The following is a 19,857-nucleotide window of genomic DNA, read 5'->3' as shown; positions in this document are numbered from 1 at the left end:
ATGGAGAACACAGACTTCGACTACATCGTCATCGGCGGCGGCTCGGCCGGCGCCGCGGTGGCCGCACGGCTGAGTGAAGACCCGGCCGTGCGTGTCGCGCTGGTGGAGGCCGGCCCCGATGACCGGGGCATCGAGGAGGTCTTGCAGCTGAACCGCTGGATGGAACTGCTCGAATCAGGCCTCGACTGGGACTACCCGATCGAGGCGCAGGAGAACGGGAACTCCTTCATGCGCCATTCCCGGGCCAAGGTGATGGGCGGGTGCTCGAGTCATAATTCCTGCATCGCGTTCTGGGCGCCGCGCGAGGACCTGGATGAATGGGAATCGAAGTTCGGGGCCACCGGCTGGAATGCGGCGATGGCCTACCGGCTGTATCAGCAGCTGGAGAGCAATGAGGACGCCGGGCCGGCGGCCCCGCACCATGGGGATTCGGGTCCGGTGCACCTGATGAATGTGCCGGGCACCGATCCGTGCGGGGTGGCGCTGCTGGAGGCCTGCGCGCAGGCCGGGATTCCGCGGGCGAAGTTCAACAACGATGAGACGGTGCTCAACGGGGCGAACTTCTTCCAGATCAACCGGCGTGCCGATGGCACCCGGTCCTCCTCCTCGGTCTCCTATATCCACCCGATTATGGGCCGGGAGAACTTCACGCTGCTCACCGGGCTGCAGGCGCGGAAGCTGAACTTCGATGCGGGCAAGCGCTGCACCGGGGTGGACGTGGTCGACGGGGCGTTCGGGCGCACTACCACGCTGCACGCGGCCCGCGAGGTGATCCTCTCGGCCGGGGCGATCGATTCGCCGAAGCTGCTGATGCTTTCGGGGATCGGGCCGGCCGAGCATCTGGAGTCGGTGGGCGTCGAGGTGCTCCTCGACGCGCCGGGGGTGGGCGAGCATCTGCAGGACCACCCCGAAGGGGTGATCCAGTGGGAGGCGAAGCAGCCCATGGTGGAAACTTCCACCCAGTGGTGGGAGATCGGGATCTTCACCCCCACGGTGCAGGGGCTGGATCGTCCGGATCTGATGTTCCACTACGGGTCGGTGCCTTTTGATATGCATACCCTGCGCCAGGGGTATCCGACCGGGGAGAACACCTTCTGTCTGACTCCGAATGTTACGCATGCCAAATCCCGGGGTACGGTGCGGTTGCGCAGCTGCGATTTCCGTGACAAGCCGAAGGTCGATCCGCGTTATTTCACCGACGTCCAGGGCCATGATGCGCGGGTGATGATCGCCGGGATCCGCAAGGCCCGGGAGATCATCGGGCAGCCGGCGATGGCCGGTTGGGCTGGGGTGGAGCAGTTCCCGGGCCAGGGTGTGCAGTCCGATGCGGAGATCTTCGATTACCTCAAGCGCACGCATAACACCGTGTATCATCCGGCCGGGTCGGTGCGGATGGGGGCTGTGGAGGATGTGATGTCGCCGTTGGATCCTCAGCTGCGGGTTAAGGGGGTGTCCGGGTTGCGGGTGGCCGATGCGTCGGTGATGCCGGAGTTGGTGACGGTGAATCCGAATCTCACGGTGATGATGATCGGTGAGCGCTGCGCCGAACTGATCCGCGGCAGCTGATCCGCGGCAATCGGGGGTGCCGCCGGAGGCCCGGCGGCACCCCCGCTTCAAGTTGTGCCACCATTGCCAACGGCCAATTGATCGTTGGCCTTGCGGCCGCTAAACCGCTTGGATCTCCGGCGCACGCTTGGTCGCCGTGATCACCCCACGCGGGACCTCCCCACGCAACACCGCATCGAGGTTCTCCCACACGGTCTCGATGCGCCGCGCCACGTTTTCCCAGCCCACACCGGCCATATGCGGGGTGCAGAGCACGCTCTGAAGCTCCAGCAGTTCGCTGTTCAGGCTCAGTGGCTCGCTTGCGAACACGTCCAGTCCGGCTCCGGCGATTCGCCCTTCGCGCAGCGCCTGGATCAGCGCTTCCTCATCGATCACCTCGCCGCGCCCGACGTTGACCAGCACGCTGCGCGCGTTCATCTTGGCCAGTTCTTCGCGGCCGATCAGCTTCTCCGAGTCGGCGTTCAGCGGAAGATTCACGCAGACGACGTCCGAGACGCGCAGCAGTTCATCGAGCGAGACCTGCTTGGCGGAGATCAGCTCGGAGACGGTCAGCGGGATTTCGGCGTTGTCGTAGAAGACCACGTTCGCCCCGAAACCGTGATGCACCACCTTGCCCACCCAGCGCCCGATATTTCCCAGCCCCACGATGCCCACGGTCTTGCCGTAGAGCTCCGAGTAGGAGGCTTCGTCCAGGTCTTGACGCCATTTGCCTTCGCGCAGCGCCGCGGTGGAGGCCGGGATGCGGCGCAGCAGGGTGAGGATCAGGGTGAGCGCGTGCTCGGCGACGGAGATCGAGTGGGTTTTCATCTGCGCGACGGGAATGCCCAGGTCGTTGAGCACCTCCAAGGGCAATTGCCCGTAGCCGGAGCTCATGTACTGGATGAACTTCGCCTTTCCCGCGGCCCGGAAGACTTCTTCGGGGATTTCGATGCCCGCGATAATGAAGTCGGCTTCCGCCGCTTCGCGGCACATGCGCTGGACCGAGGTGCCGGCGGGCAGCACGGTCAGCTGGAACCCCGCCGGAGTGGAGCGTTCCAGCCCGTCGATGTAGTCCTTCAGCGGGTTCAGAAAAAGTACCTTCTGATTCATCTTCCGTACCTTTCTAGAAGCTCTGGGTGGATAGCTTGGCGGTGGACTTCAATGCCTGGAGCACCGCGTCGGTGACTTGTCCGGTGCTGGCGGTGCCGCCGATGTCCTTGGTGCGCGGCCCGCTGGCCAGCACCTGTTCCACCGCTTCGTTGATGTGGCGTGCGGCTTGCAGGCAGGCGGCATCTGCGCGGCGTTCGCCAAGCCAGTTCAGCATCATCGCGGCGGAGAGTATCATCGCGATCGGGTTGGCGATGCCGGTCCCGGCGATATCCGGGGCACTGCCGTGCGAGGGCTGGAAGACCCCGTGGCTCAGGCTCACATCGGCCGAGGGGGCCACGCCCAGCCCGCCGACCAGCCCGGCGGCGATCTCCGAGGTGATGTCGCCGAAGATGTTCTCGCTGACGATCACGTCGAAGCGTTCCGGATCGGTGACCAGGTACATCGAGCCGGCATCGATGTAGAACTTGTTGCTCTCGATGTCGGTGTTCTTCGCGGCCACCTCGTCGAAGACCTTCTCCATCAGCACATTGCTGCGCAGCGCATTGGACTTGTGCAGCAGGGTGACCCGTCCCGGGGTGCCGCGCGTGCGCCGGGCGCGGGCCTCGGCGAAGGCCACGTCGAAGAGTTTCTCGCAGGTGGCGCGGGTTATGGTCATCCGGTCGGAGGCCTGCTCATCGCTGGGCTCGTGGGCATCGTGGAGCCCGGCGAACATCCCCTCGGAGGTCTCGCGGATGACCAGCATGTCCACGCTTTCGGCCTTCACCGCGGTAGGCACCCCGGCGAAGAGCTTCACCGGGCGCAGGCTGGCGAAGAGTTTGTAGTGCGCGCGCATTTCCACCTGGGCGCCGAGCTCCAGGCCGTGCTCGTCGCGCACGCTAGGAAGTCCCATGGCACCGAAGAGCACCGCATCGGTTTCGCCTATCACGTCCATGTCCGCCGCGGTGATCTTGCGTCCGGTGCGTCGGTAGAGGTCGGCGCTGAAGTCATAGGTGGTGTAATTCAGCTTCAGGTCGAACTGCTTTTCGCATTCGCCGAGCACCGTCAGTGCGGAGTCTAGGACCTCGGGGCCGATCCCGTCGCCGGGGATCACCGAAATTTCGTACTGCGCCATAACTTTCCTGCCTTCGACGATCATTCCCACCTTATGGGAAATTGTTGCTATTTAGTGGGAACACGATAGCAGGGGGTGAGGGGAATCACCAGCCCGTAGCGCGGCATTTCCGCTCTTGATTGCACCCCTCGATTTCCCATACAGTAGGAACTAGTTACCTCCAAGTGGCAATAACCGCCGACCGGGACGGTATTTCCCTCCAGTGAAAAGGCCAAGCACTTGTCCGAGACCACCGCAAACCGCCAGCTCGACCGCATCTGCCTGATTCTTGACGCGCTGGAATTCGGCGACGCCACGGCCAGCGAATTAGCCCGACGCACCGGGCTGTCAACCTCCACCGCACACCGGTTGGCGCTGAATCTGGCCGAATACGACTTCCTGCGCCGCGAACCCTCGGGCAGCTTCAGCCTCGGCCGGCGCTTTGTGCGCAGCCGCCTGGAAATCGTGGGGCTCAGCTACCTGACCGAGCTGCGCGACACCACCGGGGAGACCGCGCAGCTGTGGATCCGCCGCGGAGACTCGCGCGTCTGCGTCGCCTCGGTCGACTCGCGGCACGAGCTGAAAGCCACCCTGCCCGTCGGCGCCAGCCTGGCCCTGCCCCACGGCTCCAGCGGCCGGCTGCTGGCCTTCGATGCCGCGGCCATTTCCGCGGTGGAAGCCAACGGCTGGGTGGAATCGGTGGGACTGCGCACCCCGGGCCTCGGCTCGGTCAGCGCGCCGATCACCCAGAAAGACCACGTGGTGGCCTCCATCTGCCTGGCCATGCCGCTCTCGCGCTGCGCGGTCTCCCCCGGCGCGGACCACGGAGCGCTGGTGGCCCACACCGCCGCGCAGATTTCCCAGGCCTTCGCCAACCAACGCTAGGGGCGTGCGCGAGCGCGCGGCGAGAAGAACCTAAACTTGAAGCCATGACTGCAACACTGGTGGCCAAGGACCTTGCCGGGGGCCACGCCGATCGAACCCTCTTCTCCAATCTCAGCTTCACGCTCTCCCCCGGAGAGGTCTATGGCATCGTGGGCGCCAATGGCGCCGGCAAGACGACCTTGCTGCGGCTGCTGGCGGGGGTCGACGAGCCGATGGTCGGGAGCGTATCCACCGCCCCGGACGGCGCGTTCATCGGCTGGATGCCGCAGGAGCACGAGCGGATCGCCGGCGAATCCATCGCCGCGTACCTGGCCCGCCGCACCGGCTGCGCGCAGGCCACCGCCGCCATGGAAGCCACCGCCGAGGCGCTGGGCTCCGGGGATCCCGGGGCCGATGACGCCTATGCGGTGGCCTTCGAGCACTGGATGGCCTCCGGGGCCATGGACCTGGAGGACCGCGCCCCGGGCGTGCTGGCGGAGCTCGGCTTCGAGCTGCCCATCGACTCGCTGATGACCGCGCTGTCCGGCGGGCAGGTGGCGCGCATCGCGTTGGCCGCCCTGCTGCTCTCGCGCTTCGATCTGGTGCTGCTCGACGAACCCACCAACGATCTGGACCTGGCCGGACTGCAGCGTCTGGAAAGCTTTATCACCTCGCTGCGCGCGGGCGTCGTGCTGGTCTCCCACGACCGCGAATTCCTGGCCCGCTGCACCACCGGCATCGTGGAGCTGGATCTGGCGCAGAACCAGGTCGCGGTCTACGAGGGCGGCTACGACTCCTATCTGGAGGAACGCGAGATCAACCGCCGCCATGCCCGCGAGGCCTACGAGGAGTTCGCCGGCAAGAAGGCCGATCTGGTCTCCCGGGCCCGCACCCAGCGCGAATGGTCCTCCCAGGGAGTGCGCAACGCGATGAAGAAGAACCCGGACAACGACAAGCTGCGCCGCAAGGCCTCCAACGAGTCCTCCGAGAAGCAGGCGCAGAAGGTGCGCCAGATGGAATCGCGGATCAAGCGCCTGGAAGAGGTGGCCGAACCGCGCAAGGAATGGGTGCTGCAGTTCGAGATCGCCGCGGCCGAGCGCTCCTCCTCCGTGGTCTCCACGCTCAACGAGGTCGCTTTGGAGCGCGGGCATTTCAGCTTCGGCCCGCTGTCCATCCAGCTGAACGCCGGGGAGAAGATCGGCATCACCGGACCCAACGGCGCCGGAAAATCCACGCTGCTGAACCTGCTGCTGGGCAAGCTGACCCCGGATTCGGGCACCGCGACGCTGGGCACCTCGGTAGCCATCGGCGAGATCGACCAGGCGCGCAGCTACCTGCCTGAAGAGCTGCCCCTGGGCACCGCCTTCGAAAATGCCGTGCCCGAGATGACCTCGGCCGATGCACGCACCCTGCTGGCGAAATTCGGGTTGAAGGCCAACCATTCGGCCGCCCTGGTCGGCGCGCTCTCCCCCGGGGAACGCACCAGGGCCGGCTTGGCGCTGCTGCAGGCGCGCGGGGTGAACCTGCTGGTGCTCGACGAGCCCACCAACCATCTCGATCTGCCCGCCATCGAACAGCTCGAAGCGGCGCTGGAAAGCTACGAAGGCGCGCTGCTGCTGGTCACCCACGATCGACGGATGCTGGAAAATGTTCGTTTGGACGCGCGCTGGGAAATCTCCGACGGCCAGCTCACCGTGCGCCACTGACCGGGCGCGGTCCTCTTGCCACTGGCTTAGGCAGCAAATACGATCGAAACAATTCGGAATTCTGCCCGCCGGACAGTCAGTTCACAGATATTCAACGTAAGCTTTTAAATATGGGAGCCGAGTTTTTCAGTTCTTTCGACTGTAAGGTCGACGCCTATACCCCAAGGATATTTACATGAGTAGCAGTTCAGTCATGGAGTCCACGTCACCTTCGGTCAAACCCGGTGATCCGAAAAGCTTCTTCCACGTGAAGAAGCTCGTCGCCGATGCCGGTTTGGTCCAGCGCCGCCGCGGCCACTACCTCGGCGTGGCGATCGTCTTAACCGTCCTGCTGGGCGGCACGATTGCCGGATTCGTCCTGCTGGGAGACAGTTGGTTCCAGCTGCTTATGGCCGGCGCCTTGGGCCTCTTGCTGACCCAATTCGCCTTCCTCGCCCACGAAGCGGCGCACCGCCAGATCCTGACTTCGTCAAAGGGCAATGACAAGCTGGGCCAGTTCCTGGCCAACATTGTGGTCGGCATCAGCTACCAGTGGTGGATGAACAAGCACAATAAGCACCACGCCACACCGAACACCATCGGCAAGGACCCGGATATCGAGTGGGACACCATCTCGTTCCAGACCGAAGATGCCAAGCGCCAGCGTGGTGTGCTCAAGTGGATCACCGAGCGTCAGGGATACCTGTTTTTCCCGCTGCTGACCATGGAAGGCCTCAACCTTCACATGCTCTCGATCAAGTACCTGTTCCGCGCGAACCGGGTGAAAAACCGCAAACGTGAAATGTTCTCCATCGCGCTGCGCATCGTGATCTACCTGGCCGCGATCTTCTACTTCCTGCCAATCGGCATGGCCTTCGCCTTCATCGGCGTACAGCTGGCAGTCTTCGGCGTCTACATGGGTGCGTCTTTCGCACCGAATCACAAGGGCATGCCCATGATTCCGCAGACCGCACGCATCGACTTCTTCTCCCGGCAGGTTCTGACCGGGCGTAACATCATGGCGAAGTCCACCTGGGGCAACCGCATCCTGTCGCATGTCTATGGCGGGCTGAACTACCAGGTGGAGCACCACCTGTTCCCGTCGATGCCACGCGCCAACCTGGCTGCCGTGTCCAAGATCGTACGCCAGTACTGCGAGGACCACCAGGTTCCGTACACCATCGCCACCGTGCGTGAGTCCTACTCCCAGGTCATCACCTACCTGAACAAGGTTGGCCTCTCGGCCCGCGACCCATTCGATTGCCCGATGGTCACCGGTTTCCGAACCATCTAGTTTTCCCGCACCACGCAAAGCCTCAGGGGAGGATCCATTTCGGATCCTCCCCTGAGGCTTTTTGCCGCCGCTTGGGCCCTTGGCTACTCACCGCGTTTCAGCGTGCCGACCTCCGCATTATCCGCGTCCAGGACGAGCATATTATCGCCCGAGACCTGGGCGGCCACCGCGGAAGCCAACCACGGGTCGATTCCCGGGCAATACATCTTGGTGCTGCTCAGCTGCTCGAAGCGGATCTCGCCGTCGGCCTCGCTCCATTGCCCGGCGATCCGATTGCAGCCATCGTTGCCCGACACCATTCCATCCTCGGCCAGCTCAAGCCACGGACTGCCCTGCGCCTGCTCGCCCCAGAGCCCGGCAGGGTCCGCGCCCGCCCCGGAGCTACCGGCGCAGGAGGCAAGGCTCACCGCAAGGAGCGGCATCACTAGAACTGCTAGAAATCGCTTCATAGTCCCAGCGTAGAACGAGGCGGGCGGCGATCCAACGAAGTAGCAATAATTCGTGGCCCGCACCCGGCACACCCCGATGGATTGCCCAGCTTGGCCGGCTGCGCCCGGGGCGCAAGGACTTCTTCGCCCGTTCTTTCGGCCCCCTTTCGCCCTTGGCCAGAAGCGCGCAGACTAAGAGGATGGGTACCGAAGCAGCACCGATGTTCGCCGATCGCCACGATGCCGGCAGGCAGCTGGGAGTTCGGCTCGCCAGCAACCTGCCGCCGGCAAACTACCTGGTCGCCGGCTTGCTGCGCGGAGGAGTGCCGATCGCCGCCGAGGTCGCCGAGGCGTTAGGTGCCCCGGTGGCCGCGATGACGGTGCGCAAATTGGGGGTTCCGGGCTTTGCCGAGACGGCCTTCGGCGCGCTGGCCAGCTATCGCGGCAGCCTCGCAACCTACCTCAACCCCGCGATCCATGCCCAGGTGCTCGCCGACTTCGGACGGTCCACGGTGGAGAAGGTGGAAGGCCGCGCCCGCACCGAGGCCGACCGGCTAGCACGGGTCTTCGCCGACTACGCTCCCCCGCTAGCAGGAGCCACCCTCGTCCTATGCGACGACGGGCTGGCCACCGGGGCCACGATGAAGGCGGCCCTGCTGCTCGCCCACCGGCTCGGCGCCCACCGGCTGATCGCCGCCGTGCCGGTGGCCCCGGCAACGTCGCCCGAGGAATTGGCCGAATTCTGTGATGAGTACTTCGCGTTGCACCTCCCGCAGTATTTTGGCGCCGTGGGCCGGTTCTACGACCGATTCGATGCCACCAGCGAGCAACAAGCGCTCGCCCTCCTGCGCGCAACAAGTTGAGCACGCACGACAGCTGCCATCACCCGACCCGGGGTGATCGAGGCCTCCACAAAGTTGAACTTCAGCAGCAAGCCGATGAAGCCGGCAGCAGCGCTTTCGAGCGGTCGCTTAGGCGATCGAGATCAGGTCCCGGTGCCCTTTGCGCTGATCGATAATGGCGACAAACATGGTGATCAGCACCAGCAGCGCGATGGCTACGAAGGAGAAGCTCATCGCGTTGGTCCAGCCGGACAGATGGTTCACACCGTAGAAGATCGCGGTGATCATTGCCAGGCCCACTGCGGTGCCGACACGCTGCGAGGTCTGCATGAGCCCTCCGGCGCTGCCGGAGTTTTCCACGGGAACTTCCATCAGCGTCAAGGTCTGGTTCGGGGAAATAATGAATCCCTGCGCGATGCCGATGAAGGCCAGCGAGAGCATCATCCACCAGATGTTGAGCAGACCCCGTGCTTCGAGCTCCACCACCATAATCGTGGCCAGCAGGCCGAACAACGCGCTGCCGGCGCCGAAGACGATCAGCTTGCGTCCGACACTCATCACGTAGTTTCCCGCCAGCTGGGAACTGACTGCCGAGAGCAAGGCCGCCGGCAGGCAGATCAGCCCCGCCTGCAGGGCGCTGAAGTCCAGCGCGCTTTGCACATAGATGGCCACCAGAACCCAGACGCTGCTGACTCCCATGAAGTACAGCCCGGCGATCAGGCTTCCGTTGGTGAAGCTGGAAATCTTGAACAAGGACAACTCGACCATCGGGGCGCGTCCGCGCGCCTTGTACTTCTTCTCCCAGTGCACCCAGAAGACCAAGATCCCCAGGCCCACGACGAGCAGCGCCCACAGGGCGGGGTTTTCGCGCCCCTGCACAAAAGGCAGCAGGAAGGCGAGAAGGCCGGCCGCCAGCAATATGCCGCCCACCGGGTCCAGATCCAGCTTTCCGGTGCCGCGCACGAGCAGCGGTCGGGGAAGCCACAGCAGGGCCAAGAGCACGGCGATGATGCCCACCGGTACGTTGATCAAGAAGGTCCAGCGCCACCCGGCATCGGGGCCGAGCCAGCCGATGAGGAAGCCGCCGAGCACCGGGCCGATCGCCACGGAGACGCCGATGACGGTACCGAGCAGCCCGTAGGCGCGTCCGCGTTCGGGGCCCTTGAAATGCTGCTGGATCATGCCCATCACCTGCGGGTTGAGCAGCCCGGATCCCAAGCCCATAATGAATCTGGCAATGTTCAGGCTCGTTGGGTCCGGCGCCAGGCCAGCGAGGATGGATGAGAGCGTGAAGATGACCACGCCGGCAACGAACACCACGCCGCGGCCCAGCACGTCTCCGGCACGGCCGGCGGCCACCAGCACCACACCGAAGGTCAGCGCGTAGCCGGCCAGCACCCACTGCATATCGGCTTCGGAGGCACCGAGGGTGGTCTCGATCGATGGCAGCACCACGTTCACGATGCTGACGCTGACCAGGGACATGAACATGGTCGCCAGCAGCACCCAGAGCAGTCGCCAGCGCGCGCCGGACGACAGCGGTTCCGGTACCGTCAAAGATCGCTCGGGCATAGTCCAACTTTCCACGATTTAGCTGCGCCAGCGGCGGTGGCCGGATGGCGTGCACAAGTAGTTCAGCGCACGGAGTCGAGAACTTATTCCCTAGTGGGAGGCCACGTTCTTGGCCAGGATTGCTTCGATCGCGATGATGCGCAGTTCGATCAGGTCCTCGAACATTTCGTCGCTGGTTTGGCCGGGCAGCTGCAGCGCCGCGCGGCATTGCGGCGCGGCCACCTGCGCGGCGGCATCCAGCCGCGATTCTGGCATCACGCGGGTGACAAGTTCTTTATGCTCTTCGGGCAGCCGGTCATAGGTGTAGTCGAAGCGCAGCCCGAAGCCGAGCACATCCTGTTCCAGTGCGCGAACCATGGTGACCGCGGTGTTCAGCGGCAAGTTGATATCTACGTAGAACTGGAGCAATCTCTCAACCAGCAGCGCATGCCGTGGACCGATGGTCACATTGACGTTTTCCTCCATGCCCACCAGTGAGGCCCGCGGGAACGCCCGATGGAGCCGGCGCGATTCGGCATAGGCCATGCGTACGCTCGCCTGCCAGTGCGCCGGATCAAAATCGATCAGCGGCGCCTTGTCCAAGAAGAGCTCCACCGCGAGGTTGATGATTTCCTGGCGGTCCTTGACGTAGTTGTAGAGCGCGCGCGGGGTCACGTTGAACTCGGCGGCCAGGCGGTGCATGGTCACCGCCGCGAAGCCTTCGTCCCCGGCGATGGACAGCGCCCGTTCGACCAGATCCTCGCGGGCGAATGTGGTCCAGTTGGAATCCTTGCGTGGGCGGCCGCGCCCGCGCTTTGCAGAAATCTCCGGTGGCTGGTTTGTGGCTTCGCTCATAGCAACAGTCTAGGCCTAGACAGCGCCCGCTTTCGGTATCTCGCCGGCCTACCGGTTTTTATCGCAACAATGGGTCTAATACAGCGCCAGCAGCTTGCGTGCCCGCTCGTGCCAGAGATTTCCGGCGAGCGCCAGATGCCCTACGGCGAACGCGACGCCTCCGGAAGCCCATGGGCCGATGAGCGCCAGCGAGCCGATGGAGTTGAACGCGGCGACCAGGCCGGCGGCGATCACCAGAATGCCGACGCTGACCAAGAGGATGTGCGCCCACCATTGGCGGGTGGGCAGCAGCACCGCGAGCAGGCCGAGCAGGCTCGCCGGACCGATGATCAGCCAGCCGTTCAGCTCACTGGTGCGCAGCCCCGCGGAAACCACCCAGACCCCGGTGGCCAGCACGAGCAATGCCCCGGCGATCAGCCACAGCGGGCCGGGCCGGGCCATGGAGCCGCGCATCATGATCAGTGGAGTGAGCACCTGCGCCCAGAGCAGCACGGTGATGGGCAGGAAGAAGAGTCCGATGCCCGAGGACCCCACGACCACCACGAGCGTCATGAAGCTCGCGCCAAGCAACCCGATGACCGTGGAGAAAATGTTCTGCAGGTAAAGGCCCACCACGCTGAGCAGCACCGGCAGGATCGCCACCCAGATCACCTGCGCTCCGACCAGCGCTTCGAGCCGCGCTAGTCCCCCGTTCGCGCCGTCGGCGAAGGGCGTCCAGTCGCCGGCGTTTCCCGGTGCCGCAATGGGGCCGAAGTACACCACTACGGTGGTGAGCAGCGCGAAGGCGAGGATCGGCCAGCCGAGGATGCGGTTCAGGAATTCCTTGCCGCTGCGCACCTGGAGCGCCTCGGGTGCGGTGCGCTGGAATTTCGCCGCGCGCATGCCCGCGGTTCCCAGCTGTTCGATCAGCTCAACCTGGGTGCGGCCACGCCCCGGGAGCTTGTGGATTTTTGCTCGGGTCTGCTCGATGATCTTATTTCGTTCCGCAGGAGTCAGGTGGCTCAACTCGTGGCGCAGCTGCTCCACATATTTGCGCGAGGCTCGGGGAAGGCGTGACTTCATGGGGCTTACTTTACGCGGTGGACCGGCCAGTTTCGCGAAGGCGGATGGGACACCGCGTTTGCAGTGTCCCATCACGTGGCAGTCCCTTTTCAGGGCGATCGGCAGGCGCCTATTTTCCGGCCCCTGCGGTCAGCCCGCCAACGATGTACTTCTGCAGGAAAAGGAACAGCGCCATCACCGGGATCGCGGCGAGCACCGCACCGGCGGCGAACACCGACCAGTTTGAGGTGAACTCCTCGGAAACGTAGGAGTACAGGCCCACCGCCAGGGTCTGGTTTTCAGGGGAGACCAGGATGACCGAGGCGATCACGAAGTCCGAGGTGCTGGAGATGAAAGACAACAACCCGACAACAGCCAGGATCGGAGCGACCAGGCGCAGGATCATGGTGAAGAAGATGCGGGCATGGCCTGCACCATCGATCTTTGCCGCCTCATCGATTTCCACCGGGACGGTGTTGAAGAATCCGTACATCAGGTAAGTGTTCACACCCAGTGCGCCACCGAGATACACCATGATCAGTGCGATCTGGTTATCAATGCCCAAGACAGGGAAGACATCGCCCAGGGAGGACAGCAGGATGAAGATTGCCACCACGGCCAGCAGCTGCGGGAAGATCTGCACGACCAGCAAGCTGACCAGGCCAAAGCGGCGTCCGGTGAAGCGCATGCGCGAGAAACTGTAGGCGGCCAGGGCTCCGAGGAACACCGAGGCAGCCGCCGTGGTCAAGCCGATCACCAAGGTGTTCACGAACCAGGCGCCGAAGGGACGCTGCTCATTTTGGAACAGCTCCACATAGCTGTTGAAGCCGATGGTGCTGAAGAAGCCATTGGAGGAGAGCAAGGTGCCGTTGGGGTTCAGCGACGCGGAGAGTACATAGAGCAGCGGGAAGGCCGCGTAGATGCACAGCGCCACACCGATCAGGTGCCGCCAGCCGGTGGAAGTGAACCATTTGCCAAAGCTCTGGCGTGGTGCACGCGGTGCCGGTGCACTGCCTGCTTCCTTCCCGATGATTTCGGTGCTCATTAGTTCAGCTCCTCTAGTGCCTTGGTCTGTTTGAAACTGATGATCGAGATGATGGCGACGATCACGAAGATGATGATGGAGAACGCGCTGGCCAGCCCGTAGTCACGCTGGGAGCCAACGAACGCCACCTTGTAGACCATGGAAATCAGGATGTCGGTGGAACCCACGTTCAATCCCGCATCCTGCAAGCGCGGGCCGCCCTCGGTGAGCATGTAGATCACGTTGAAGTTATTGAAGTTGAACGCGAAGGAGCTGATCAGCAGCGGCGCGACCGAGACCAGCAGCAACGGCAGCTTGATCAGGCGGAAGATCTGGAAAGGCTTGGCACCGTCAATGGTGGCCGCCTCGGAGAGTTCATTGGGGATGGACTGCAAGGCTCCGGTGCACACCAGGAACATGTATGGGAAGCCCAGCCACAGGTTCACCCAGAGCACCGAGAACTTCGCCAGCCAGGGATCGGTCAGCCAGGGGATTTCGGCCCCGCCGAAGAGCACCTGGTTCACGAATCCGAAGTCGCGGTTGAGCATGCCAGCCCAGACCAGGCCGCCGAGGAACGCAGGGAATGCGTAGGGCAGGATCGAGATGACGCGGTAGATCTTCCGTCCCTTCATGCGCATGTCATTGAAGACAATCGCCAGGAACAGTCCCAGGAAGAAGGTGGTGGCGACCGAGAGGAACGCGAAGGCAAAAGTCCACACGGTGACCGAGAACAGCGCGTTGCGAATCGAGGAATCGGTGATCGCCCGAGTGAAGTTATCGAATCCGACGTTGATGGACCAGCCGGGCATCAGCTGCGAGCCGTCTTCGGCGGTGTAGGCGCCGACTCCGGTGTCCTTGTACACCACACCGGTGGCCTTGTCGGTCATGGTGTCGGCGGCCTCGTCGTATTTGATGGACGAGGTGTATTGGTAGGCGGTGCGGCCATCGCTGGTGCGCAAGGTGCCATCTGCCGGGTTCTCGGTGAAGGGAACGGTCAGCGACGTCACTTCCTGCTGGCGCCCCAGCAAATCGGCGAAAGCCAATTCGCTGTAGTCCCCCAGTCCCGCCGGGTCTACCGGGGCAAATGGTTCATCGGCATCGCCAAGCAGCTGCTGGCCATCGCGCTCGATGAGCATGGCCAGCCCGTCCTGCCCCTCAAGGATGGACACCGGGTAGCCGGCCGATCCTTCGACGCGGTTTTGGTTGGACTGCAGCAAGGCGCTGATTGCATCGTCCTTGTCCGAGTTATGCCCTGAACCGTAGTTGGTGAAGGCAATGTACCCGGTGTAGCCGATGACGAACACCTGGAAGATCAGCAGGAAAATGGTGCCCGGCAGCAGGTACTTTGCCGGCAACCAGCCGCGCTTGAAGTAGACCACGTTGATAGCCACGGTAATCACCGCGATAACCGAGGCGATCACCCAGGCTTCGCGTCCCAAGGCGGTGAAGATCGCGAACACTGCGGTCGCATCAACGATCGCCACCAGGATGATCTTGGCGAGCATGGCGCCAACCGAAGTATTGGTGGAGTTGGCGAAACGCCGGGCTGTTGGCGAGAGCGGCGGCTTCTGGGTCTCGGTGCCGGATTGCGCGCCCTGGCGGGCAGTCTTTGTCATCGTGAAGATGTCCCTGTCGATCAAGTGCAGATGGTGCTGGTGAATTCATGGTGCTGGAGCCAAAAGGCTTTCCTTCGGGCTCCAGCACTGAATATTGGGCCTGGTGGCAGGCGGTACTACTTGGAGATGGCCTTTTCGATATCTTCGGTCATCTGCTTCCAGCGCTTAGCTGGATCAGCCTTGCCGGTGATGATCTCAGCCTCGGCTACGCCCCAGAACTCCCACACGGCAGCCATTTCCGGGATGTTCGGCATGGGCACGCCGTTGGCGCCAACTTCACCGAAAGCGGCGATGGTTTCATCGGACTTCGCGGCTTCGAAAGCTGCCTTGTTTGCTGGCGGACGGTTGCCCACTTCGTACAGTTCGGTCTGGACTTCTTCGTTACCGATGTAGTTGGTCAGGAACTCGGTAGCTGCCAGCAGGTTCTCGGTCTTCGCCGAAACGAAGAAGCCCTGGACTGCTACGAATGGCTGGGCTTCTTCGCCACCGGCCGACGGGATCGGATCGATTTCCAGGTTGATATCAGCATCTTCAACTGCTTCAACGTTCCATGGTCCGGTCAGGAAGAACGGCGAGTCTCCGGAGACGAACTTCTCCTTGGCGATATCGCCATCTATGGAGGTCTTCAGGTTGCCTTCTTCGCCTTCTTCAGCCAGCCACTTGGCGAATTCAATGCCGCCTTCATTGCCGATCTGCAGGTCTGCCGGGTCGTAGGCCCCGGACTCATCGGTGCCGAAGACCGGTGCGCCGAAGGAGGTCTGGAATGGGTAGGCATGGAATGGATCGCCTACGTCAGTGACCTGGACCAGGAATGGGAATTCGGTGTCGGCCTTTTCGCCGGCGGCAATCATGTCATCGAAGGTCTTGGGAGCTTCCTTGACCAGATCCGCATTGCGCAGCAGGGCCAGGTTCTCGGTGGCGTAGGGAACGCCGTAGGTGTTGCCTTCGTAGCTCATCGCGTTCACGGCGACGTCCTGGAATTCGCCGGCCTTGTCGCCCAGCTCAACTGGCTGGACTACGCCGTTGTTGACCAGGTTGCCCAGCCAGTCGTGGGCACCGATGGTGATATCCGGTCCCTTGCCGGTTGGAACCTGGCGCAGGAAGTCTTCCTGGATCTTGGAGAAGTCCTTGATCACGAGGTCAACCTTGACCCCGGACTGCTTCGCGAAGTCAGCTGCCGCTTCCTTGAGCACTGGCTCGCGGTTGGCATCGACCCAGACGGTCAGCTTGCCGCCGGAGGCCGCAGCTGGCGAGGATTCAGCCGCTGCGGGGCTGGAGGAAGCTGCTGGCGCGTTGGAGCCAGACCCGCCGCAAGCGGTGAGCGAGAGTGCGGCAATGGCCGTGAGCGCTCCGCCGAGAAGCCAAGGGTTCTTATTCACCTTCATGGGATGTCCTTTCGTGACAACTGCGTCCTGAGGGACCTGTCTGGCAGCGTGTTCCGCTTTTTCGCCGGTCGGGTCTAAGTGTGATGCGAGCTACACATTTGTTGTAAGCGTTTACAGCGTGTCACAGATCATGGAAATTGACAAGAACGCCGATGAAATCAGTTTTAAACACCCAGTGAATATAGATCAAGACCTCACATCGAGGTCAATCTGCAAGAAAAATTGCAAACGTTTACATTCTCCGTGGAATCATTTATCGTTACCGTCATGACTTCAATTCCTTCCACAGCAGATTCCCCTGTGCAGCCCGAAGATTCCCAGTGGTGGCGCTCCTCGGTGATCTACCAGATCTACCCGCGTTCCTTCGCCGATTCCAATGGCGATGGCATGGGCGACCTGCGTGGCATCACCCAGCGCCTGGAAAGCATCGCTCAGCTTTCGGTCGACGCCATTTGGCTCTCGCCATTCTTCACGTCCCCGCAGAAGGACGGCGGCTACGATGTCTCGAACTACTGCGACATTGATCCGCTGTTCGGAACCTTGGAAGACTTCGACACGATGGTGGCCCGAGCCCACGAACTGGGGTTGCGCGTCATCATCGACTTGGTCCCTAACCATTGCTCGGACCAGCACCCATGGTTCCAGGCCGCACTCAAGGCAGCTCCGGGCTCTCCTGAACGCGATCGCTTCGTCTTCAAGGACACCCCGGAAACCGGCCACCCGAATAACTGGGAATCCGTCTTCGGCGGCCCGATGTGGACCGAAACCAAAAATGCTGATGGCAGCACCGGCCAGTCCTACCTGCACATCTTCGATTCCTCGCAGCCGGACTTCAACTGGCACAACGAGGAAGTACGCGCAATGTTCCGCGATGTCCTGCGCTTCTGGCTGGACCGCGGCACCGATGGCTTCCGCGTCGACGTGGCCCACGGATTGATCAAGGCCGATGGGCTTCCGGACTTCACCCCGGACCCCACCGCCGCATCCATGGGCGGCACCGAGGAACTGGCTCCATGGTGGGGCCAGGAAGGCGTGCACGAGATCTACCGCGACTGGCGCAAAGTCATGGACGAATACGAGGGCAATCGCGTGCTCTGCGCCGAGGCCTGGGTCAACCCCCTGTCCTTGATGGCCAAGTGGGTTCGCAATGACGAAATGCACCAGGCATTCAATTTCCCGTACCTCTCCTGCGACTTCGATGCCCAGCAGATCCGCCACACCATCGATGAGTCCCTGGAAGAATTCGGCAAGGTCGGAGCCCCGAGCACCTGGGTGCTCTCCAACCATGACGTGGTGCGCCACGCCACCCGTTTGGCCTTGAGCGCCGATAACCCGCAGGGTGATGGCATCGGCCCGCGCACTCCAAACCTGCCAGCACCTGAAGTCGGCTTGCGCCGTGCGCGTGCTTCGAGCTCGCTGATGCTTGCCCTTCCGGGTGGCGCCTACATCTACCAGGGCGAGGAACTGGGTCTGCCAGAAGCCATCGACCTGCCAGATGAAGCACGCCAGGACCCAACCTGGTTCCGTACCAACGGCGAACGCTATGGCCGTGACGGTTGCCGTGTGCCGCTTCCATGGGAAAGCCGCAAGCCTGCCTATGGCTTCAGTGACAGCGGCGAAAGCTGGTTGCCGCAGCCAGCGAACTGGGATTCCTACGCCCGCGACGCGCAGGTTGATGACAAGTCCTCCACGCTGAACCTGTACCGCCGCCTGCTGCAGCTGCGCCAGGATCACGCACTGGGCACCGGTTCGCTGAACTGGGTCGAAGGCACCGAGGACGATGTCCTGGCCTTCGCCAACGGCAACGTGCTGGTGGTAGCCAATTACGCACAGACCCCGCTGCCATTGCCAGCTGAGGCGCAGGCAGCCACCGAGCTGGTGCGCAGCCAGGAGCTGGATTCGGCCGAAGCTGGAATGATTCCGGGCGAAACCACCATCTGGTTCCAGCTGGACTAGTCGGTAACTGAAAGTACCGGCAGCAGCCGCACCGGGTATTGTTGGGCAGTAGCCGTGGCTATGGGAAGCGTTTCCCCCAGCCACGGCTTCGCCCGTGAAGGAAGGAAGAGAAGTGGCCGGGATCAAAGACGTCGCACAAGCCGCTGGAGTATCCATTGCCACCGTCTCACGAGCATTATCTGGACGTGGTTCGGTCTCAGCTGCCGCGCAGGAGGCAGTGCAGCGCGCCGCCGCCGAATTGGGCTACGTGGTCTCTTCCTCTGCATCCGGTCTGGCTTCGGGGCGCACCCGCAATATCGGTGTGCTCGTTCCGGTGATCAACCACTGGTTCTATGCCTGCGTGCTGGAAGGCATTTCCAGCCGGCTGATGGATGAGGGCTACGACACCACCCTTTACCAGCTGACCCAGGACCGTGCCCAGCGCGAGAAGATCTTCTCCGATTTCCTGCTGCGCCAGCGCGTTGACGCGGTAATCGCGGTCAACGTCGAATTAGCCGATGAGGAGGTCCAAGCCTTGCTGGCTGTGGACAAGCCATTGGTTGGCGTCGGCGGCCCGCTTCCAGGGGTGCCAACGCTGCACGTGAATGATGAAGCGATTTCGGCTCTGGCCACCGGGCACCTGATTTCTTTGGGCCATGAACGCATTGGCTTTATTGGCGGCAACGCGGAAACCGATGTGGACTTCATGATTCCCACCCACCGCCGCGCCGGGTACGAGCAGGCGCTGGAGCAGGCAGGGTTGCCTATCGATGAGTCGCTGATCGTGAGCGCCGATTTCTCCATGACCCAGGGCTATGCGGTGGCCAAGCAGCTGCTGGGCAATCCTGCTTCCCGGCCTACCGCGGTCTTTGCCGCCAGCGATGAGATGGCAGTCGGCGCGATTCTGGCCGCCCGCGATCTGGGCTTGCAATTGCCTCGCGACCTGTCGGTAATCGGCGTGGATAACCACGATCTTGCCGAGCTCTTTGGCTTGACCACGGTGGAGCAGCGGCCGCATGAACAAGGGCAGCTGGCGGTTGCCATGCTGCTGCGTGCGATTCGCGGTGAAGAGCCGGCACAGGCCCATGAATTGGATCATCGGCTGATTGTGCGTTCCTCCACCACCCGCCCCGCCCAGTAACCGGCCCAGGAATTCCCGGGTCCCGCATGCCGGTTGCCAAATCGACGCTGACCTCTCGTTGTCCTACATCGCTCTTAGCCGCTGGGCAAACTGCTAAAAATGATCAAAGGGGCATGCCAACGATGGAATATCGTTGCCATGCCCCACAGCTCGGTTATAGCCTTGTGGCTAATCCAAGTCTCGAAGCTTAGTTCATTTTTGGGCTGATGACGCTTTCTTCTTCCTGCGTTCGCGGCCGTTCTCGATGAACAATTCGACAATCAGGAATAGCACGCCAGCACCAACCATAATGAAGAATACGCGAATGCCCTCAGCAGGACTTTCGAATACTCCGCTGAGGAGCCCAGACAACAATGCCGTTGGCACTGCAATCAGGACGAGTATCACAACAGCAATGAGAATCGCAGTTGCTCTTTTCGACAACGACCGGAAAAAATCTTTCATTCGTCTA

At 62.7% G+C, this 19,857-nt stretch carries 17 protein-coding genes; 7 read left to right on the top strand and 10 right to left on the bottom strand.

The genetic code is table 11. From position 1 onward, the window contains the following. The gene (locus ACT3UA_RS03030) at nucleotides 1-1,566 is read left to right on the top strand and encodes a GMC family oxidoreductase (RefSeq protein ID WP_444615486.1); all 1,566 of its coding nucleotides are present in this window, start codon (nucleotides 1-3) and stop codon (nucleotides 1,564-1,566) included. Nucleotides 1,567-1,665: 99 nt separating this feature from the next. On the opposite strand, the gene ACT3UA_RS03025 is transcribed toward ACT3UA_RS03030, so the two are convergent. Further along, nucleotides 1,666-2,655 (bottom strand): NAD(P)-dependent oxidoreductase, encoded by a 990-nt coding sequence (locus ACT3UA_RS03025; protein ID WP_096283794.1) that lies wholly within the window; start codon nucleotides 2,653-2,655, stop codon nucleotides 1,666-1,668. 13 nt (nucleotides 2,656-2,668) lie between these two features. Beyond that, complete coding sequence (locus tag ACT3UA_RS03020) at nucleotides 2,669-3,766, bottom strand: isocitrate/isopropylmalate dehydrogenase family protein (protein ID WP_096283796.1); 1,098 nt, start codon at nucleotides 3,764-3,766, stop codon at nucleotides 2,669-2,671. Between the two features lie 219 nt (nucleotides 3,767-3,985). On the opposite strand from ACT3UA_RS03020, the gene ACT3UA_RS03015 reads away from it, so the two are divergent. The 3 genes from ACT3UA_RS03015 to ACT3UA_RS03005 all read left to right on the top strand — a co-directional run bounded on the left by ACT3UA_RS03015 (nucleotide 3,986) and on the right by ACT3UA_RS03005 (nucleotide 7,588). Then, on the top strand, nucleotides 3,986-4,630 hold the full coding sequence (locus tag ACT3UA_RS03015) for an IclR family transcriptional regulator (RefSeq protein ID WP_096283798.1): 645 nt from the start codon (nucleotides 3,986-3,988) through the stop codon (nucleotides 4,628-4,630). Between the two features lie 44 nt (nucleotides 4,631-4,674). After that, nucleotides 4,675-6,315, top strand: a complete 1,641-nt coding sequence (locus ACT3UA_RS03010) for an ABC-F family ATP-binding cassette domain-containing protein (RefSeq protein WP_096283800.1) — start codon at nucleotides 4,675-4,677, stop codon at nucleotides 6,313-6,315. A gap of 175 nt (nucleotides 6,316-6,490) precedes the next feature. Next, nucleotides 6,491-7,588 carry a fatty acid desaturase family protein gene (locus ACT3UA_RS03005; protein WP_096283802.1) on the top strand — a complete coding sequence of 366 codons (1,098 nt, stop codon included), beginning with the start codon at nucleotides 6,491-6,493 and terminating at the stop codon, nucleotides 7,586-7,588. 83 nt (nucleotides 7,589-7,671) lie between these two features. On the opposite strand, the gene ACT3UA_RS03000 is transcribed toward ACT3UA_RS03005, so the two are convergent. Then, complete coding sequence (locus tag ACT3UA_RS03000; RefSeq protein ID WP_096283804.1) at nucleotides 7,672-8,037, bottom strand: META domain-containing protein; 366 nt, start codon at nucleotides 8,035-8,037, stop codon at nucleotides 7,672-7,674. A 179-nt stretch (nucleotides 8,038-8,216) separates the two neighbouring features. Here ACT3UA_RS03000 and ACT3UA_RS02995 point away from each other — a divergent pair, with 179 nt between their 5' ends. Further along, nucleotides 8,217-8,879 (top strand): phosphoribosyltransferase, encoded by a 663-nt coding sequence (locus ACT3UA_RS02995; protein ID WP_096283806.1) that lies wholly within the window; start codon nucleotides 8,217-8,219, stop codon nucleotides 8,877-8,879. 108 nt (nucleotides 8,880-8,987) lie between these two features. On the opposite strand, the gene ACT3UA_RS02990 is transcribed toward ACT3UA_RS02995, so the two are convergent. The 6 genes from ACT3UA_RS02990 to ACT3UA_RS02965 all read right to left on the bottom strand — a co-directional run bounded on the left by ACT3UA_RS02990 (nucleotide 8,988) and on the right by ACT3UA_RS02965 (nucleotide 16,330). After that, entirely contained in the window at nucleotides 8,988-10,430 is a 1,443-nt protein-coding gene (locus ACT3UA_RS02990; RefSeq protein ID WP_096283808.1) for an MFS transporter, read from the bottom strand. Between the two features lie 90 nt (nucleotides 10,431-10,520). Continuing rightward, nucleotides 10,521-11,264, bottom strand: a complete 744-nt coding sequence (locus tag ACT3UA_RS02985) for a TetR/AcrR family transcriptional regulator (RefSeq protein ID WP_096283810.1) — start codon at nucleotides 11,262-11,264, stop codon at nucleotides 10,521-10,523. 75 nt (nucleotides 11,265-11,339) lie between these two features. Next, complete coding sequence (locus tag ACT3UA_RS02980; RefSeq protein WP_141393454.1) at nucleotides 11,340-12,326, bottom strand: hypothetical protein; 987 nt, start codon at nucleotides 12,324-12,326, stop codon at nucleotides 11,340-11,342. Nucleotides 12,327-12,435: 109 nt separating this feature from the next. Beyond that, nucleotides 12,436-13,350 carry a sugar ABC transporter permease gene (locus ACT3UA_RS02975; RefSeq protein ID WP_096283814.1) on the bottom strand — a complete coding sequence of 305 codons (915 nt, stop codon included), beginning with the start codon at nucleotides 13,348-13,350 and terminating at the stop codon, nucleotides 12,436-12,438. After that, nucleotides 13,350-14,945, bottom strand: a complete 1,596-nt coding sequence (locus ACT3UA_RS02970) for an ABC transporter permease subunit (RefSeq protein ID WP_444615485.1) — start codon at nucleotides 14,943-14,945, stop codon at nucleotides 13,350-13,352. Before ACT3UA_RS02970 ends, ACT3UA_RS02975 begins: the two co-directional genes overlap by 1 nt. Before the next feature lie 116 nt (nucleotides 14,946-15,061). Then, nucleotides 15,062-16,330, bottom strand: coding sequence for a sugar ABC transporter substrate-binding protein (locus ACT3UA_RS02965; RefSeq protein ID WP_444615484.1), 1,269 nt, complete (start codon nucleotides 16,328-16,330; stop codon nucleotides 15,062-15,064). 267 nt (nucleotides 16,331-16,597) lie between these two features. On the opposite strand from ACT3UA_RS02965, the gene ACT3UA_RS02960 reads away from it, so the two are divergent. Together ACT3UA_RS02960 and ACT3UA_RS02955 are read left to right on the top strand one after the other, a co-directional pair. Continuing rightward, complete coding sequence (locus tag ACT3UA_RS02960; RefSeq protein WP_255248342.1) at nucleotides 16,598-18,286, top strand: glycoside hydrolase family 13 protein; 1,689 nt, start codon at nucleotides 16,598-16,600, stop codon at nucleotides 18,284-18,286. A gap of 112 nt (nucleotides 18,287-18,398) precedes the next feature. Next, a complete protein-coding gene (locus ACT3UA_RS02955) occupies nucleotides 18,399-19,406 on the top strand; it encodes a LacI family DNA-binding transcriptional regulator (protein ID WP_096283818.1) in 1,008 nt (335 codons plus the stop codon). A 192-nt stretch (nucleotides 19,407-19,598) separates the two neighbouring features. Here ACT3UA_RS02955 and ACT3UA_RS02950 read toward each other — a convergent pair whose 3' ends face one another. Beyond that, nucleotides 19,599-19,850, bottom strand: a complete 252-nt coding sequence (locus ACT3UA_RS02950; protein WP_096283820.1) for a hypothetical protein — start codon at nucleotides 19,848-19,850, stop codon at nucleotides 19,599-19,601. Nucleotides 19,851-19,857 lie beyond the last annotated feature (7 nt).

Origin of the sequence: Glutamicibacter sp. 363 (genome assembly GCF_052379505.1) — a bacterium.
Taxonomy (GTDB): domain Bacteria; phylum Actinomycetota; class Actinomycetes; order Actinomycetales; family Micrococcaceae; genus Glutamicibacter.
This window is presented reverse-complemented; position numbering and strand designations above follow the sequence as displayed.

Excerpts from the sequence above, each read along its gene's own strand:
- ACT3UA_RS02965 (WP_444615484.1), bottom strand. The coding sequence starts at position 16,330 with ATGAAGGTGAATAAGAACCCTTGGCTTCTCGGCGGAGCGCTCACGGCC.
- ACT3UA_RS02975 (WP_096283814.1), bottom strand. The coding sequence starts at position 13,350 with ATGAGCACCGAAATCATCGGGAAGGAAGCAGGCAGTGCACCGGCACCG.
- ACT3UA_RS03005 (WP_096283802.1), top strand. The coding sequence starts at position 6,491 with ATGAGTAGCAGTTCAGTCATGGAGTCCACGTCACCTTCGGTCAAACCC.
- ACT3UA_RS02980 (WP_141393454.1), bottom strand. The coding sequence starts at position 12,326 with ATGAAGTCACGCCTTCCCCGAGCCTCGCGCAAATATGTGGAGCAGCTG.
- ACT3UA_RS03020 (WP_096283796.1), bottom strand. The coding sequence starts at position 3,766 with ATGGCGCAGTACGAAATTTCGGTGATCCCCGGCGACGGGATCGGCCCC.
- ACT3UA_RS02995 (WP_096283806.1), top strand. The coding sequence starts at position 8,217 with ATGGGTACCGAAGCAGCACCGATGTTCGCCGATCGCCACGATGCCGGC.
- ACT3UA_RS02960 (WP_255248342.1), top strand. The coding sequence starts at position 16,598 with ATGACTTCAATTCCTTCCACAGCAGATTCCCCTGTGCAGCCCGAAGAT.
- ACT3UA_RS02990 (WP_096283808.1), bottom strand. The coding sequence starts at position 10,430 with ATGCCCGAGCGATCTTTGACGGTACCGGAACCGCTGTCGTCCGGCGCG.
- ACT3UA_RS03030 (WP_444615486.1), top strand. The coding sequence starts at position 1 with ATGGAGAACACAGACTTCGACTACATCGTCATCGGCGGCGGCTCGGCC.
- ACT3UA_RS03000 (WP_096283804.1), bottom strand. The coding sequence starts at position 8,037 with ATGAAGCGATTTCTAGCAGTTCTAGTGATGCCGCTCCTTGCGGTGAGC.
- ACT3UA_RS02985 (WP_096283810.1), bottom strand. The coding sequence starts at position 11,264 with ATGAGCGAAGCCACAAACCAGCCACCGGAGATTTCTGCAAAGCGCGGG.
- ACT3UA_RS03025 (WP_096283794.1), bottom strand. The coding sequence starts at position 2,655 with ATGAATCAGAAGGTACTTTTTCTGAACCCGCTGAAGGACTACATCGAC.
- ACT3UA_RS02970 (WP_444615485.1), bottom strand. The coding sequence starts at position 14,945 with ATGACAAAGACTGCCCGCCAGGGCGCGCAATCCGGCACCGAGACCCAG.
- ACT3UA_RS02950 (WP_096283820.1), bottom strand. The coding sequence starts at position 19,850 with ATGAAAGATTTTTTCCGGTCGTTGTCGAAAAGAGCAACTGCGATTCTC.
- ACT3UA_RS03010 (WP_096283800.1), top strand. The coding sequence starts at position 4,675 with ATGACTGCAACACTGGTGGCCAAGGACCTTGCCGGGGGCCACGCCGAT.